Origin of the sequence: Malaciobacter halophilus, assembly GCF_002837275.1 — a bacterium.
Classification (GTDB): domain Bacteria; phylum Campylobacterota; class Campylobacteria; order Campylobacterales; family Arcobacteraceae; genus Malaciobacter; species Malaciobacter halophilus.
The window spans coordinates 131,940-148,429 of the sequence record NZ_NXIF01000027.1 but is presented as its reverse complement, the minus strand read 5'-3'; the positions used below and the strand labels follow the sequence as shown (position 1 = coordinate 148,429).

15 protein-coding genes are annotated in these 16,490 nt (G+C 28.3%); 3 read left to right on the top strand and 12 right to left on the bottom strand.

Annotation, left to right across the window (positions count from 1 at the left end; translation table 11 throughout):
• From CP960_RS13750 to CP960_RS07725, 3 genes are all read left to right on the top strand, one after another.
• Window positions 1-665: hypothetical protein (locus tag CP960_RS13750; protein ID WP_165777365.1), on the top strand; the 665-nt coding region annotated here is incomplete at its 5' end.
• 15 nt (window positions 666-680) lie between these two features.
• A complete protein-coding gene (locus CP960_RS07730; RefSeq protein WP_101184843.1) occupies window positions 681-1,076 on the top strand; it encodes a hypothetical protein in 396 nt (131 codons plus the stop codon).
• A gap of 93 nt (window positions 1,077-1,169) precedes the next feature.
• On the top strand, window positions 1,170-2,222 hold the full coding sequence (locus CP960_RS07725; RefSeq protein ID WP_101184842.1) for a tyrosine-type recombinase/integrase: 1,053 nt from the start codon (window positions 1,170-1,172) through the stop codon (window positions 2,220-2,222).
• Between the two features lie 16 nt (window positions 2,223-2,238).
• Here CP960_RS07725 and cheB read toward each other — a convergent pair whose 3' ends face one another.
• The 12 genes from cheB to der form a co-directional block, all read right to left on the bottom strand.
• Window positions 2,239-3,321: a chemotaxis-specific protein-glutamate methyltransferase CheB gene (gene cheB, locus CP960_RS07720; RefSeq protein WP_101184841.1), complete on the bottom strand. Its 1,083-nt coding sequence runs from the start codon at window positions 3,319-3,321 to the stop codon at window positions 2,239-2,241.
• A gap of 11 nt (window positions 3,322-3,332) precedes the next feature.
• Window positions 3,333-4,019 carry a chemotaxis protein CheD gene (locus tag CP960_RS07715; protein WP_101184840.1) on the bottom strand — a complete coding sequence of 229 codons (687 nt, stop codon included), beginning with the start codon at window positions 4,017-4,019 and terminating at the stop codon, window positions 3,333-3,335.
• Window positions 4,016-4,861 (bottom strand): CheR family methyltransferase, encoded by an 846-nt coding sequence (locus CP960_RS07710; RefSeq protein WP_101184839.1) that lies wholly within the window; start codon window positions 4,859-4,861, stop codon window positions 4,016-4,018. The genes CP960_RS07715 and CP960_RS07710 overlap by 4 nt, the downstream gene beginning before the upstream one ends.
• 6 nt (window positions 4,862-4,867) lie before the next feature.
• On the bottom strand, window positions 4,868-7,000 hold the full coding sequence (locus CP960_RS07705; RefSeq protein WP_101184838.1) for a chemotaxis protein CheA: 2,133 nt from the start codon (window positions 6,998-7,000) through the stop codon (window positions 4,868-4,870).
• Between the two features lie 26 nt (window positions 7,001-7,026).
• Window positions 7,027-7,395, bottom strand: coding sequence for a response regulator (locus tag CP960_RS07700; RefSeq protein WP_101184837.1), 369 nt, complete (start codon window positions 7,393-7,395; stop codon window positions 7,027-7,029).
• Between the two features lie 80 nt (window positions 7,396-7,475).
• Window positions 7,476-9,656: a polyribonucleotide nucleotidyltransferase gene (locus CP960_RS07695; protein ID WP_101184836.1), complete on the bottom strand. Its 2,181-nt coding sequence runs from the start codon at window positions 9,654-9,656 to the stop codon at window positions 7,476-7,478.
• Window positions 9,657-9,665: 9 nt separating this feature from the next.
• The gene (locus tag CP960_RS07690; protein WP_101184835.1) at window positions 9,666-10,313 is read right to left on the bottom strand and encodes a phosphoribosyltransferase; all 648 of its coding nucleotides are present in this window, start codon (window positions 10,311-10,313) and stop codon (window positions 9,666-9,668) included.
• A 5-nt stretch (window positions 10,314-10,318) separates the two neighbouring features.
• On the bottom strand, window positions 10,319-12,424 hold the full coding sequence (locus tag CP960_RS07685; protein ID WP_101184834.1) for an LPS-assembly protein LptD: 2,106 nt from the start codon (window positions 12,422-12,424) through the stop codon (window positions 10,319-10,321).
• Window positions 12,417-12,854 (bottom strand): RDD family protein, encoded by a 438-nt coding sequence (locus CP960_RS07680; RefSeq protein WP_101184833.1) that lies wholly within the window; start codon window positions 12,852-12,854, stop codon window positions 12,417-12,419. Before CP960_RS07680 ends, CP960_RS07685 begins: the two co-directional genes overlap by 8 nt.
• 6 nt (window positions 12,855-12,860) lie before the next feature.
• Window positions 12,861-14,126, bottom strand: coding sequence for a phosphoribosylamine--glycine ligase (gene purD / locus CP960_RS07675; RefSeq protein ID WP_101184832.1), 1,266 nt, complete (start codon window positions 14,124-14,126; stop codon window positions 12,861-12,863).
• 240 nt (window positions 14,127-14,366) lie between these two features.
• Entirely contained in the window at window positions 14,367-14,999 is a 633-nt protein-coding gene (locus CP960_RS07670) for a uroporphyrinogen-III synthase (protein WP_101184831.1), read from the bottom strand.
• Window positions 15,000-15,002: 3 nt separating this feature from the next.
• Window positions 15,003-16,442 (bottom strand): ribosome biogenesis GTPase Der, encoded by a 1,440-nt coding sequence (gene der, locus CP960_RS07665; RefSeq protein WP_101184830.1) that lies wholly within the window; start codon window positions 16,440-16,442, stop codon window positions 15,003-15,005.
• Window positions 16,443-16,490: the final 48 nt, after the last annotated feature.

The following is a 16,490-nucleotide window of genomic DNA, read 5'->3' as shown; positions in this document are numbered from 1 at the left end:
CAATAAAATACTCTTCTATTATTTTAAATTTAATAAAAAACTTAAAATATAAATTTAATAAAATAGATATAAAAAGTAAATATATTACAGCTACAGGTATATTTTCTATACTATTTTTTATATCACTATTTACTTTTTCATTTAATGATGATAAAACTATAAAAAATAGCACTCTAATAAATACTAAAAATCAATCAAATATCAATACTGAGAAAATCAAAAGTACCCAAAAGAGCGAAATTATAAATGAACCTAAAGTTGTTGTAAATAATGATATAGAAGAAAAACTTGATAATATGAAGATTATAAAAAATGAAGATGATGATACTATTACAGCAATTATAGATTTAGATTATATAAGTACATCAGTTATAAATCCAAATAATATTGCAAGTAATAAAAAAACTAAAGAAGAGGGTGATAAGAAAAAGTTAAATAGTAAACAAAAAATAAAAAAACAACCTCATTCTATATTAAAAATCAAAAATAGTTTAGCACAAATAAAAAAACATCTAATATATGAGAATAATATGATTAAGTATAAAAATAGATATTACAAAGAGAATGATATTTTAGAAGGATATAAAATCTTTAAAATAACTCCACTATATGTTAAATTTGAAGATACAAATGAAAAAATTAGAAAAAGAGTACTTTTAAACTGAAAATAAAGGAGCAAAATGCATAAAAAGATATTAGTTTCTACAACAATAGCACTAGCTATATTATTTACTGGCTGCAACTCAACAAAACAAAAAGAGGTGCAAACATCTAAAAATGAAAATATAAAAAAAGAAGAAGTAAATCTTAATAAGTTATATAAAATAGATGAACAAAAAGGTTACACATTTTTTAAAATGCAAACAAATCCCATAGAAGTATTTATTTATGATGGAGACTATCAAGAAAAAAAGATATTAGATGATATGAAAATCAAAAGCTCTTTTTATTTAAAAGGAAGATTACTTAGAATAGAAAAAGTTTACAAAACAAAATATAATGACCATTATGGCAAAATTTCAAAAAAGGGACTTTTTGTATCAATGGATGATTTAGCTACATACAATAGTAAATAGCAATAAAAGCTATTTACTATTAGGGTATTATCAGGATATTTATGTTATAGTTTGGAAATTATAGTTTCCAAAATTAAAATAAAAAGGTTAATGATGAAATACCCACTTGACTGTGAAGAGAACTTCAATAAAACATATCTATTTTGGCTATCACGTTTTCTTAGAAATAAAATAACTACTTTATCTAATAGACAAGTAAAAGATAAAGAGAAATTAGCACTAGAACTACAAAAATTAATTAAAGGTTTTTCTGATATTAGTGAACTTAAAAACTGTATCAAAGAAGTTAGAAATAATGGTATAAATAGCATTCATGTATATTTTATACCATTAGAAAAACTATATAACTTTTTTTTAAGTTTTAAGCCCAACTCTTTAAAAGAGATTGATGAAGAGTTATTAAGTGATTTTTTGATAACTGAAACAAGTAATTTATCTGATGCAACAAAAAAGAACTATAGAATTGCCCTAATCTCTTTTTTTGGATATATAGATAAACAAAATGAAGAAAAAAATGGCTTTGTACATAGATTTGGTATAGAACTTAAAAACTGGGGTGGTTTAGCAGGAAAATCAGGTACTAAACTGCCCTCTTTTATGAAAAAAGAAGAGATTCAAAGATTTATAAAAGGCATTGAATATTATCCATTTAGTGCAAAAATTGCAGCAAGAAATAGATTAATTATAAAAACTATTTTATATACAGGAATAAGAGTAAGTGAAGCAATAAATATAGATTTAAAAGATTTTAATAAAGATGAGGATGCCTATATTATACAAGTAAGAGGAAAAGGTAATAAACCAAGAGTTGTAATGATAAAAGAAGAGATTATTAAAAAAGACCTAAAAGAATGGTTTGAATATAGAGTTTGTGAAGATAATTTACTTTTTTGTAATCAGAAAGGAAAACCTTTAAGTCAAGCCTATATAAGTAGTATTGTTGAAAAAATTCTTTTAAGCGTAGGTATTAGGAAAGATAAAAATGGTGCACATATGTTAAGACATACATTTGCAACAATGCTTTATCAAAAAAGTAAAGACTTAATACTTGTACAAGAATCCTTAGGTCATGCAGATATTAATACCTCTAGAATATATACACATTTTGATAAGGATAAATTAAAAAGAACAACTGATATATTTTAAAGTAGGGTTTTATACCCTACTTTCTTCTTTTACCTTTTGAAAATTCAATTATATAATCAGCAATCTCTTCTAAATGTATTATATCTTTTACAGCATTTGCTTCAATAGCTTTTGCAGGCATTCCAAAAACAACACAACTCTCTTTATTTTGAGCAACAGTGTATGCACCATTATCATATAATTCTTTCATTGCAATTGTTCCATCATCCCCCATACCTGTCATCATTACAGCCATAGCAGAACTTCCAACGCTATTATTTATAGACCTAAATAATACATCTACACTTGGTTTATGATGACTTACTTTTTTAGTATCTAAAAGTCTTGTAACATATTTCCCATCTCGTCTTTTATCAATAGTTAAATGCATATTACCAGGAGCTAAATATGCATGACTATTTTCTAAAATCATCCCTTCTTTAGCCTCATGTACAGTAACTTCAGAGTTTGCATTTAATCTTTGAGCAAAAGAAGAAGAAAAACCATACGGGATATGCTGAGTAATAACAATTGGAGGAAGATTTTTTGGTAATTTTCTAAATACTTTTAGTAAAGACTCTACTCCCCCTGTAGAAGAACCTATCGCAATTAGCCTACTTCCTGGAAAAGTTGCAGGATAAGACTTTATAACTTCATCTGGATGAACTTTATACTCAATTTCATTTGAGGTACTTTTTTTAGGTTTTTTAAGTGGTTTAGGCTTTTTTAGAGTATATCTTTTAAGTAAGAAAGTAAGATTAAGTAAAGTATCTTTAATCCTTTCTTGAAACTTTATCATAGACTCACCAGTTTCAGGTTTAGGGATAAATCCAACAGCACCATCATCAAAAATGTCATTACCTCTTACACTTTCACCAGATACAACAACAGCAGGCATAGGATGAAGTCTCATAAGATTTCTTAAAAATGTTACTCCATCCATTTTTGGCATATTAATATCTATTGTAACTAAGTCTGGTTCATACTGTTTAATTTTTTCTCTTGCATCATATGCATCCATAGCATCTGCTATTACTTCAAACTCATCAATAGAATTTACCATGTCTTTTAAGATTCTTCTCATAGAGGGTGAATCATCAATAACTAATACTGTATACATTTAACTCTCATTTAAAATAGTTCAATTTCCATTTGTGGTTCATCTTTTTTCTTAATGTCATCATTAAATAAGTCAACACCACCAACATACTCTTTAATAACTGGTTCTTTTGTAATCTCTGTTTGAAGAGCTTTTTCTTCAGTAACAATTTTAGCATCAGTTGCAGATTTTTGAGTTACTTTAATAAAAGTACTAAAATCATTGGCTAACAAAATTAATCTACCATGCTCACCTCTTGTGTGTTCACTTATAAGTTTAAAACCTTCTGCTTTACAAAAATCTTTTGCAAATTCAACATTGCGATGCCCAATACTACTATTTGGAATAGCATTTGTAAGCTGCATAATATCTGCACCACCTGATATTTTTGCAGAAATATTCTCTTTTTTGCAACCAAGTTTATACATCTCATTTAGCATTGCCTCTACAGAATATAAGCCATATTTCATATCTTCATTTGAATTTTTTGTAGATGGAAGTAAAAAGTGATTCATCCCTTTTATTTTTTGAACTTTATCATAGAACATAATAGCAACACAAGACCCAAGTAAAGTTTTAAAAGCAATATCATCACTATCTTTTCCAACTGCAAACTCACCACCTATTATTGTATGAGTATTAAACCCTTTTACTTTTTGGTTGAATCTTGAATTTGAAGCTCTTTCAATACTTCCATCTTTATGGCCTATTAAAATCAATATGCATCCTTAGTCTTAATAAAAATATTTTGCCCAATTCTTTGAACATAATTGATTAAATCATGTGGATTTTCGGAATGTCCTAAATATAATGTTCCTCCTATTTTTAAATGAGAAAACAGTTTTTTTAGAATTTTATTTTGATCCTCCACTGAAAAATAGATTAATACATTTCTACAAAAAATTACGTCAAACTCCTCTTTTTCATAAGGATAAGATGAATCATTTAAATTCATAACTTTAAATGTAATCATCTTTTTAAGTTCATCTTTAATTTTTATAAGAATCTCTTCATTTGCAAGATTCTTTTGTACTCTTCTTTTAAAATACTTTGGTGGTTTTATCCACTCTGGAAACTCTTTTGAAGATTTAGAAAATCTATACACACCATTTGCTGCATACTGTAATACATTTGTATCAATATCAGTAGCTAAAATTGATGCATTTATATTTTTACCTAAATGTTCTTTTGCTTCCATAACTGTCATAGCCATCGAATAAGGTTCTTCTCCTGTTGAAGAAGCAGAACAATACATTTTTATTTGTCTACCACTATTAGCAAATTGTGGGAGCACTCTATCTCTTAAATCTTCAAAATGAAAACATTCTCTAAAAAAATGTGTCTTATTTGTTGTGAATGAGTTTATAAACTCTGTAGTGTTATTACCCTCTTCTATTGCATCTAAAAGATCTTCAAGATCTCCACCAGTAAATTTTGTATCTCTTTTTAATTTATGTAGCCTATTTGCTATCATAATATCTTTATTCTCTGCTAGTGTAATACCAGTCAAAGAATAAAGAATTTTTTTTACTCTTTCGTGTAAATGCTTTGTATCATTCATTGTCTTCTATGATGCTTTTCTTTTAGAAGCATTTATGTCTTTTTCTATTTTGATTTGAGCATTAATAATTCCTAAAACATCTAAGATTAGTCCAATACTTCCATCACCTCTTACTGTTGCTGCACCTATTCCATCAACACTTCTAAAATTTTTATCAAGAGGTTTTACAACAACTTGATGTTGATTTAAGAACTCATCTATAGAAATAGCTACTTTAGTATTTCCTGATTTTACAACAATAAGCATTCCATCTTCAAGTTTGTCAAAAGTTGGCTCTATTCCAAATAAATTATGCAGTCTTACAACTGGAATAAACTCTTCTCTTAACATTAATAAGTCTTGTGTTCCATCACCAATCTTTTTAATCATATCTGAAGTTGGTTGTAATGATTCAACAATAGAACTTAAAGGTAAGATATATTTTTGATCTCCAACAGCAATATCTAATCCATCAAGAATAGCAAGTGTTAAAGGTAACATAATAGTTATATTTGTTCCATAACCTTTTTCTGTATCAAGTTTTATTGCCCCACCTAATTTTTGAATGTTTGTTTTTACAACATCCATTCCAACTCCACGACCTGAAATATCAGTAATCTCTTTAGCTGTAGTAACACCTGCACCAAAAACTAGCATTGCTTTATCATTATCAGTCATTGATTCAAACTGATTGTTATCAATTTGCCCATTTTCTAAAGCTTTTAAAGCTACTTTTTCTGCATCAATTCCTCTACCATCATCTTTAATAGTAATAATCATTTGACCATTAGCTTGTTCAGCTGAAATAGTAATTGAACCTGTTTCACTTTTACCATTTTGAACTCTTTCATCTGGAGTTTCTAATCCATGGTCTAAAGAGTTTCTAATAATGTGCATTAAAGGATCAGTTAATCCTTCAATCATAGCTTTATCAATCTCAACACCATCACCATAATGTTTAAATGCAACTTTTTTACCAAGTTTTCTTGAAATATCTCTTACAACTTTAGGGAATTTTGAATAAATAGATTCCATAGGAACCATTCTAATACTCATAATAGAGTCTTGCATATCTCTAATATGTCTTTCTAATAATTCTAGTCTTTCTAAAACAGCATTTCTTGTTTTTGCTTCTTCAATAGAACTTGAAAATTGAGTTAACATTGCATTTGTAATAACTAAATCCCCAACATTATTCATAAGTAAATCAATTTTATCAAGATTTACTCTAATATTATTATTAGCTGAAGTTTTTTTAGCTCTTTCAGGTCTTGCTTTTTTATCTGCAACTGGTTTATTAGCTGTCACAGGAGCTTTTGCTGCTTCTTCTTTTTTTACTTCTTTTACTTCTTCTTTATTTTGAGGTTTAATTGGTTCTTCTTTTTTTACTTCTTGTTTAACATCATTTGTTTTAAGTTCTGCATCGGGAGTAATTGCTGGCATTTCATCAAAAAATCCAAAATTTTCTTCATCATCTTCATAAATACTTTGAGATGAATTATCATCCATACTTAATTTTGCAGTTTCATTTAAATCATCATCAAAAAATCCATAAGGAGTATTCTCTTCATCTAAATCATCATCTGCAAAAATTCCATATGTTTTATGATCTCTTTGTTCATTTAGATTATCTTCAAAAAAACCAATATTATCAGTTAAAGATTCATCATCAACTTCTTTTTTAATGTTTTCAGTTGGCGTTTCTACTTGTGAAGCTTGTGTAGTATTTGAAGCTTCATTTGTTGATGATACTTCTTCTGCATTTATATAAGCTCTAATATCTTTTAATAAAGATGTAGTCATATCTTCAAAAGTGTCTCTATCTAAATCTTCTGCTACTTCAAGATCAAGTAGTTCTCTCATTACGTCTAAACCATCTATAAGAGTACCTGCCATTTCTGGTTTAAACTCTATTTCATGATTTCTTAGTTTATCCATCATGTTTTCTACATCATGTGTAAACTCTGCAAAGAAATTTAATTCAACTGATGCACCACTTCCTTTTAAAGTATGTACATCTCTAAACAGCTGACCCATTTGTTCATCTGTTAATGTTCCATTTGTTTCAGCTTCTAATAGAACGTTATCTGCAGATTCAAAAAGCTCAACAGCTTCTTCTACAAACATTTCTCTATATTTAGATATATCAAAACCAGACATGACTTATCCTTTTTTACTTTTATATATTATCTACTTAATACTATGTTAACTGCTTTTAACAATTGATCTGGAACAAAAGGTTTTACAATCCAACCTGTAGCTCCTGCTGCTTTACCTTTAGCTTTCATTTCATCGCTTCTTTCAGTTGTAAGTACTAATATTGGTTTATTTGCATACTGTGACAACTTTCTTAATTCAGTTATTAATGTAAGTCCGTCCATATTTGGCATATTTACATCAGTAATAATTAAATCATACATTGAAGCTTTAGCTTTTTCTAACCCATCAACGCCGTCAATTGCCTCTGTTACATCATTGTAACCACCTTCATTAAGTGCATAATTCAACATATCTCTTAACATTGTTGAGTCATCTACTATTAAAAGCTTAGCCATAAAAAACCCCTTGTTCTCTTGTAAATAAATATTATTTTTTATATCTTAACTAAAGAAGTATTAATTTAGTATTAAAATTTTTATAAAAGTGTTGAAGCTAATTCTATTCTATCTTTCTTCACATTTAAAACTTTAATTTTTACTTCTTGTCCTACACTTAGTACATCAGATACATTTTTAACTCTCTCTTTTGATATCTTAGATATGTGTAGTAGGCCTTCTCCACCTTTTGGTAAAGATATAAATGCACCAAAATCTGTAATTCTTTCTACTTTTCCATCAAGTACTTCTTCTGCTGAGTAAAGCTTACCAAAATCAACATTTTTGCCACTTTCTTTTTTTGAAGCTGCATTATTAGAAATTGTCTTAATATGCTCACAAGCATCAAGAACATTTTGTTTATTCTCTCCACTAACTTTTACATTTCCACTATCTCTATCTAAGTCAATTGAAACAGAGAATCTTTCTATAATCTCTTTTATAGTTGAACCAGCTTTACCAATAATAACCATAATTTTGCTTGGATCAATTGCAAACTGCTCAACTAAAGGAAGTGCGTCACTTGGTACAATTTCGCTAGCAGCTTCTTCCATAAGTCCTAAAATATGCATTCTACCCTCTTTTGCTTGTAGTAACGCCTCTTTTAATACAGATAATTCAATTCCACCTAATTTAATGTCCATTTGCAATGCTGTAATTCCTTCACTTGTACCAGCAACTTTAAAATCCATATCGCCATCATGATCTTCAAGTCCCATAATATCAGTTAATACTGAATATTTATCTCCTTCAACAACCATACCCATTGCAACACCTGCAACAAGATTTGATACTGGAATACCAGCAGCTTTAAGAGCTAAAGAACCTCCACAAACTGTTGCCATTGATGAAGAACCATTTGATTCAAGAATTTCAGATACTAATCTTATTGTTTCACTAAAATCTTTATCAATTGTAGACTCTAAAGCTTTTTTTGCTAAGTTACCATGACCTAACTCTCTTCTTCCTACTCCAAACATAGGTTTTGCTTCACCAACAGAAAAACCTGGAAAGTTATAGTGTACCATAAAATTTTCCATAGATGTAGATTTATCTGTTAAAACTTCATACATTTGTCCATCTTTTGGTCCAGCAATTGTACCTACAACTAAAGCTTGTGTTTCACCTCTTGTAAAAAGACAAGACGAGTGTGTAGAAGGAAGAATATTTGTATCTATATTAATAGGTCTTACATCTCTTAACCCTCTTCCATCAGCTCTTACTTTCTCTTCAACAATCATTTTTCTTACAATTTCTCTTTTAATAATAGAAACAGCTTCATAAACTTCTGCAAAAGTTATATTCTCATCATCACTATACTCTTTATCAAGAATAAGTTTTGCAACCTCTTTTAATTCAACTGCTCTTTCACTTTTTGCAAGTTTTTTAATAGCTTCTTTAACATTAGAAGTGTAATTATTTCTTACATTAGTAATTATTGCTTCATCAATAGTAAACTCAACAAGTTCAACATTTTTTGGCTCTTTTGAAACCGATTCAAAACCATTTTCATATGTAGTATTAACATCATTTAATACTCTTTGAGCTAAAGCAATTGCTTCTACTAATTCATCTTCACTCATTTCATTTGTTTTATGAATTTTAGTAAATGCTTCTATATCAACTTCAACCATCTCTTCACTTGAAATAGATTTCATTTCAATCATTAATAATTCTTCTTTTGAACCAGCTACATATAAATCTAATGTTGACTCTTCTAATTGATTAGATGTTGGATTAATAACAAAATCCCCATCAACCTTTCCGATTCTAACACCAGCAACAGATTTTTTAATTGGTAAGTTTGAAGTATATAAAGCAGCACTTGCTGCATTTAGACTTAATACTTGTAAATCAACATCTTTATCAGCACTTAAAACAATAACAGTAATAGTTGTAGGATATACATAACCTTTTGGAAAAAGTGGTCTTAAACTTCTATCTATAACCCTTGAAGTTAGTGTTTCAAATTCACTTGGTTTTGCTTCTCTTTTTATAAATCCTCCAGGAAGTTTAGCAGCAGCATAAGTTTTTTCAACATATTGAACAGTTAATGGAGTAAAATCCTCCTCAACTGGGTTATCAAACTCACTTACTACTGTTGCTAAAACTACTGCATTTCCTAATTTTGCTAAAACAGATCCATTTGACTGTTTTGCTACTTTATCAAATTCAAATATCTCTTCTTTCCCATTTAATTCAAACTCACAAACTGTTGACATACTTTTCCTTTATTTAATATTTTTTACATCTTCAAAATCTATATTTTCTAACTTATCATAATAAAAATCAATAAATACAAAATGATCAAGTTTTTTTACATAATATAAATCATCAGCAATTGTTTCAATAGTTGGTACTGTTGCACTTGGTAAAATTGGTGTAGCAACAGATACCGACTTTGCTCCTAAATTAATTGCTGTTTTAATACAAGCCATCATAGTAAGTCCTGTATTTAACCCTTCATCAACTAATAATACATTTTTATTAGTTAATTCCTCTATTCTTGCATCTTGTCTATACAATTTAACTGTTTTCATTAATTCATTATCGTAAACTTGTTTAGATTTTGCGAAAATAAAATCTAAACTAATTTCAAATGATTTTGCTAACTCTTCATGTATTACTACCTCTTCTGATTCTGTAACAATAGCAATTTCACAATCTTCATTATTTGGAGCCATTATTTTACTTGAAAGCAGTAAATCAAAATTTGATTCTAATCTATTTGCTATGATTTTTGCAATAGGAACTCCTCCATATGAAGTAGCAAAAACTGTCCAATCTTCAAGTTTCATACTATCAATAGGTAATACATCAAGTAATCTAAAAGCAGCTACATCTCTATTTTTGAAATATATTTGCTCATCATTTTGCATCTATTTTATCTCTCTTTTTTTCTTAAGTTATACTCTTGTTGTAAACCACCAATTGGTTTTAATAAAAATTGAACATATAAAACATCTTGCTCTTTTCTATCATAAAGCTTACTAGAGCTTGCTTCCATCTCTTTTTCAAATTTAAAATCTAAATTCCAACAACTATCATTTATAGAAAATCTTAGTCCCTGTTTTGTTCTCATATTCTCTTCTAAATTATAGTTTGTATAATATCCAATACTATAATCTCTTGAAATTTTATACTGCATATCAGCTCTATATGATTCTAAATCTTCTTTTCCAGAGTTTGGAGTATCTTTAGACATATAGTATCCTAGCCTTAAAGTAAAATCATTGTAATTTAATGAAAAAGAAGTTGAGTTCTCAATAAAAGTATTATCTAAGTGACTATATATTACTTTATTTGATAAAGTTCCTAAAAAGTAATTATATACTATTTCATTTTCCATATTTTGTAGTTTTGGATCATTAAACTCATCAAAAATAATTGATTGTTTTAATTTGTGGTTTACTATTTGTTTTAAATTATCTCTATCATACAACGATTGATTTAAACTTAATAAAAGACTTCTTTTAGTTTTAGAAACAGGGAAGAAACTTAATTCAGATGTATTATTATTTATACTAAATAAATCTCCATCATCTTCTATTGTTTTAGCATCAATATAATCAGCACCCAAATTAACAGTATGTAAAAAGTTTTCATAAGGTTTAATCAAATCTGTACTAAGTCCTAAGCTAGTAATATTTTCAATAAAAGTACCATCTTCATAATCTAAATTACTATCATCATATTTTAAATGATTAATAACTGTTTCATTTTTTAAAGTCAATTGTAAATAGTCATCAAAAAAAGATAAAGAGTAAGATATTGGGATATTTATATCATATCTATTAGCTGTAATTCCTTCTTCTCTATAATGATTTGTATATCTTACATCAGTTGAATATAATAAATTATCTAAAAAGATTGGTTCTGAGTATTTGTGAAAGTGCGCTTGTGGTAACTCTTGCATTGTATCTTTATTAGACTCTTTTGATGTATCTAAATAGTACCTAAAGTACAGTCCAGTATAATATTTTGAACTATTATAAAAATAATTAATTTTTGACTCAACTTTCTTTTCATTATCTTCATCAATTGTGCTAATAGGTTCTAAATTTCTGTATTCAATATCACTAAGCCATGAAGCATCTACAAATAGTCCATCTTGAGAATCACCCTTAGAAAATAGTCTATTTCTTTCATAATCAATACTCCAACCATAATGATTCTGATTTTCTAATTGATTTTCTAAAAAGTAGTCACTATCTTCTTTAAACATCCCTGCACTAAGTTTTAAAATTGAGTTTTCTGAATCTGCATATCTAAAATATGTGTTTAATCCTTTACCTCTTCTTGCTTTATATTGAGGAATTAATTCAATATCATAATTTGGTGCAGGAGCAATATAAATTGGTTGTGAATATAAAAACCCTTCGTCACTTCCATAACCAACAGTAGGAATTAATAGACCAGTTCTTCTAGTTCTATCAGTTGAAAAACCAAAATAAGGTGTATATAAAATTGGAATATCTTTTATATAAAGTCTAGTATTAAAAGTGTGTAGCCATTTAGTTTCAGAGTTATATTCAGCACTAGAAACCTTAATACTCCAGTCAGGGTCTTCACAATCACAACTTGATAATATAGATTTCTCTAAAGTTACTAACTCCTCTTTTTTATTAGATTTTTCAGAGTTAATCCAAAGATTTGTATCTCCTTCAAAAATTAAAGTAGGTTTTTGAAAAAGTGCATTTGTTTTATTATCTAAAAATGCATAATCACTTTGAGTTTGAATTTGATTATCTTTAATTATCAAAACATCATCAAAAAACTCAAATGTTTCATCTTTTTTATTATAAATTACTTTTTGAGCACTTGCATAGTAGCTTGATGAAAAAATCACAACATCACCATATGCAGTTATTACATTATTTTCACTATCAACTTTATTAGCAACAATTTGAAACTTATTATCTTTTACCTCTTTTGCACCTACTGAAGTACATAGTGCAACCAAACATATAAAAACTAATTTTTTAAACATCAACTACTAGCGTCCTACCAATTTTATCATGAAATGTTTGTTTCCCATCGTTGAAAAAACCAACCAAAAATCCTATATAAAAAAACATCTCACTTATTATTCTACCTGCTGATCTAAACATAGAACTTAACAGGGATACTCTTCCTAAATGATTGTAATCAATTACTTTAATTTTTACTATGATTTTTCCAATAGTTGCACCATAGTACCATACAAAAAATGAGTGATAAACAAACTTTATAAATAAAACTGGCCAGATAAATTGATTCATTATTGCTAAAACTACTGCAGCATCATCAGTTGTTGCAGCTATAGTATCCCAAAAAACAATTACTACTAAAAGTGTAATTAAAAAATCATCAATTACAAAAGCTAATGCCCTTGAACGCATAGAAGCTAATTGTAAATTTGTATTATTTGAACCACTCATAAATCTCTACTTTAAAGCTTGATATGCAATATCTGTTCTGCACTTTTTACCTGCAAAATGAACTTGTCCACATAAAGCATAAGCTCTATCTCTTGCTTGTTTAATTGTTTGTCCAAATCCTACACATACTAAAACTCTTCCACCTGTTGCCATTAATTTGCCATCTTCTTTTGTTACACCTGCAAAAGAGATATGAGTATTATTAGCAATCTCTTCATCAACAATCTTATCAACAATAATTTCAGCTGGTTCACTACTTGAATAAGGATAGTTTTCACTTGCCATTACTACTCCAACTGCAAATTCATCTTTAATTTTTATATCTAATGAATCTAAATCTTTTGTAGCACCTTTATAAAATAGTTCAGAAACAGGTGTTTGAAGTAAAGGCATTAATATTTCACACTCTGGATCACCAAATCTTACATTATATTCTAAAATTATAGGTTCACCTTTAACTACCATTACACCAATAAAAAGAACACCTTCAAAAGGTGCATTTTCTTTTTTCATTCCTTCTAAAGTAGGTTTAATTACCCTTTGCTCAACTTTTTTATAGATTTCATCATCTACTAAAGGTGTTGGAGCATATGCACCCATTCCACCTGTATTTGGCCCAGTATCATTATCTCCTACTCTTTTATGGTCTTGAGCTGCTGGTAATATTTTATAATTCTCTCCATCACAAATTGCAAAAATAGATAGTTCATAGCCATCTAAGAACTCTTCAATAACTACATTTGTACCTGCATCACCAAAAGAGTCTCCATTTAGCATCTGAGTAGCTGCATTTTTTGCTTCATCTTTAGTTTGAGCAATAATTACACCTTTTCCTGCACATAAACCATCTGCTTTTACAACTATAGGCTCATTCATTGTATCAATAAATTCATGAGCTTCTTTTTCACTACTTGTTTCTATAAATGCTGCTGTTGGAATATTATATTTTTTTAATATATTTTTCATATAAGCTTTTGAACCTTCAAGTTTTGCAGCAGCTTTACTTGGTCCAAAAATTGTTAAATCTTCTTCTTTAAAAATATCAACTACACCATCAACTAATGGAGTTTCTGGACCAACAATTGTTAAATCAATATTATTCTCTTTTGCCCATAAAGCCAACTTTTTATAATCTTTTATATTAATATTCTCACCTAAGTCTTCAGTTGCACCATTACCTGGCATAAAAAATAGATTATGTTTTTTTTCATTATAAATACTAAGACCTATAGAGTACTCTCTTCCACCGCTTCCAAGAATTAATATATTCACTAGATTTCCTTAAAAATTTGTAGTTTAAATATCCAAGTAGCCGTTAACCATCAAAATGGCCCACAAAAGCCAACGATAGGAGTATGAATACTACATTAGGAACGCTAGCAAAACGAAGCGTTACACACCATAGCATTACAGCTACTCACAAAAATACAGTATCGGACCCTCAACAATGGAAATCCCGTACTACTTAGATATATTTATTTTATCTAAATGTGGTTGAAGTAAAGATTAAAATTAAAGCTTCCTAGCAAGTTTTATACACTCTTGTACAGAGGTTGAACTACTTACAAAAAAATCAACTTCTTTAGGCAGAAATTTTGCAGTAGTATTTCCAATAACTACTGCTTTAAAGCTTCTATGCCATTTAAATTTTCTAAAAAAGCACTCTACACTTGAGGGAGAAGTAAAAATAAAAATTGAATTTTGTTCAAACTCTTGAAAAGATAAATCTTCATTGCATATAGTTTCATAAATAGTTTGTGTATCTATATCAATATTATTATCTTTTAAAATTTCAATAAGATTAGATACAGTTTTTGAAGCTTTCAAATATAAAGCTTTTCTATTTTTCAAATATGGAACCAACTCCTTTGCATAATCATTACCATGACCGCTTTTACCAACAAACTCAACACAACCACCCAATTTGTTTATTACTTTTTGTGTTTTTGTAGCTATTGCAAAAGATGGTATTTTTTTCCACTCTTTATTAAATGAGTCAATAGAATAGACTGCATTTTTTGAAGTAAATATAAGTGCATCATACTTACTTAAATCAATCTGTTTTACAAGATAATTTATTTTAAAAACTTCTAAATTTTTAATACCTTCAAACTTAAGGTTATTAAGTAGATAAATATTTTTCATTACTTAGCCTTGAAAAAAGCCTTCTTCATCAATTTCGTTATCTTCTCTTTCACCTTTTTTTCTAACAATTATATGAATTGGAGTACCTTCAAAATTAAAATTATCTCTTAAATAATTAATTAAATATCTTTTATAAGAGAAATGAAGAAGATTTGGTTTATTCATAATCAATGCAATTCTAGGTGGTTTTGTTTCAAATTGAGTTGCATAATAAATACGTAAATAGTTCCCATTTGGACTAGGTAAAGCATGTCTAATTACTGCTTCTTCAATAATTTTATTAAGTGCTGAAGTTGGTATTCTTTGTGTATAATTATCATAAATTTCTACTAATTTATCTTTTAATCTTTCAATACTTCTACCTGTTTTTGCAGAAACAGCAATTATTGGAGCATAAAATAAGAATTTAAATTTTCTTCTTATTTTCTTTTCAAAATCTTTGAAAGTCTCTATGTTCTCATCCCATTTATTTAAAACAATTATCGTTCCAAGACCATATTGATCAACTAAACCAGCAATTTTTTCATCTAAATCAACTAAGTCTTCTGAAGCATCAAGAACAACTAACGCCAAGTTTGCTTTTTGTAACATATCTTTAGTTCTCATTAATGCATATTTTTCTATTCCTTCAATCTTACCTCTTCTTCGAAGTCCTGCAGTGTCAACAAAAGTAATTTTCTTATCTTTATACTCAAATGACTCATCAACAGGATCAATAGTTGTTCCAGAAATAGGAGAAACAACTGATCTCTCTTCTCCAATTAATGCATTTAAAATTGAACTTTTCCCTACATTTGTTCTACCTATAATTGCTACATTTATCTCATTTTCATTGACAGTTTTATTAATATCATCTTCAGGACTTAAAAAGTCCTCTATTCCCATATCTAAATCTTGATAATCAATAATATCAGAAATTTTTGAGTTATCTTCAATTTCTGGTAACTCTTGTGCAATCCATTCAAATAATCCTTTAGTACCTCTATTATGTGATACAGAGATGCCAAATAAATCATTATCATCAATTCCAAATTCATAAAAAGACCAAAGTCTCTCTTTTTCTTTATCATTATCAATTTTATTTACAACTAAAGCAAGCTTTTTACCAAGATTTTGAAGCTCATAAAATAGTTCTTTGTCTTTATCGTCTGGGATTTTTTTACCATCAACCATAAAAAGTATTATATCAGCCTCTTTTGCACATTCAACTGCTTTTCTTTTTACATTGCTAAATATAGCATCATTTGTTTCATCAATACCACCAGTGTCAAGCATTAATGCTTCTTTTCCTAATATTTCAACTTCATGTTTTCTAATATCTCTTGTAGTTCCTGCTAAGTCTGAAACAATAGCAATTCTTTGTTTTGCAATTCTATTAAAAAGTGAACTCTTACCAACATTTGGTTGTCCAATTAAAGCAATCTTTTTTAGTTGTTTTTCCATTTAAACTGTATCCTATGTATAAAATTAAAAAAAGGTATTAGCAAAAAG

Bases quoted from the DNA above. Each gene is read 5' to 3' on its own strand.
- CP960_RS07695 (WP_101184836.1), bottom strand. From the start codon at position 9,656: ATGTCAACAGTTTGTGAGTTTGAATTAAATGGGAAAGAAGAGATATTT.
- CP960_RS07705 (WP_101184838.1), bottom strand. From the start codon at position 7,000: ATGTCTGGTTTTGATATATCTAAATATAGAGAAATGTTTGTAGAAGAA.
- CP960_RS07690 (WP_101184835.1), bottom strand. From the start codon at position 10,313: ATGCAAAATGATGAGCAAATATATTTCAAAAATAGAGATGTAGCTGCT.
- der (WP_101184830.1), bottom strand. From the start codon at position 16,442: ATGGAAAAACAACTAAAAAAGATTGCTTTAATTGGACAACCAAATGTT.
- CP960_RS07700 (WP_101184837.1), bottom strand. From the start codon at position 7,395: ATGGCTAAGCTTTTAATAGTAGATGACTCAACAATGTTAAGAGATATG.
- CP960_RS07680 (WP_101184833.1), bottom strand. From the start codon at position 12,854: ATGAGTGGTTCAAATAATACAAATTTACAATTAGCTTCTATGCGTTCA.
- CP960_RS07670 (WP_101184831.1), bottom strand. From the start codon at position 14,999: ATGAAAAATATTTATCTACTTAATAACCTTAAGTTTGAAGGTATTAAA.
- CP960_RS07685 (WP_101184834.1), bottom strand. From the start codon at position 12,424: ATGTTTAAAAAATTAGTTTTTATATGTTTGGTTGCACTATGTACTTCA.
- CP960_RS07725 (WP_101184842.1), top strand. From the start codon at position 1,170: ATGAAATACCCACTTGACTGTGAAGAGAACTTCAATAAAACATATCTA.
- cheB (WP_101184841.1), bottom strand. From the start codon at position 3,321: ATGTATACAGTATTAGTTATTGATGATTCACCCTCTATGAGAAGAATC.
- CP960_RS07730 (WP_101184843.1), top strand. From the start codon at position 681: ATGCATAAAAAGATATTAGTTTCTACAACAATAGCACTAGCTATATTA.
- CP960_RS07710 (WP_101184839.1), bottom strand. From the start codon at position 4,861: ATGAATGATACAAAGCATTTACACGAAAGAGTAAAAAAAATTCTTTAT.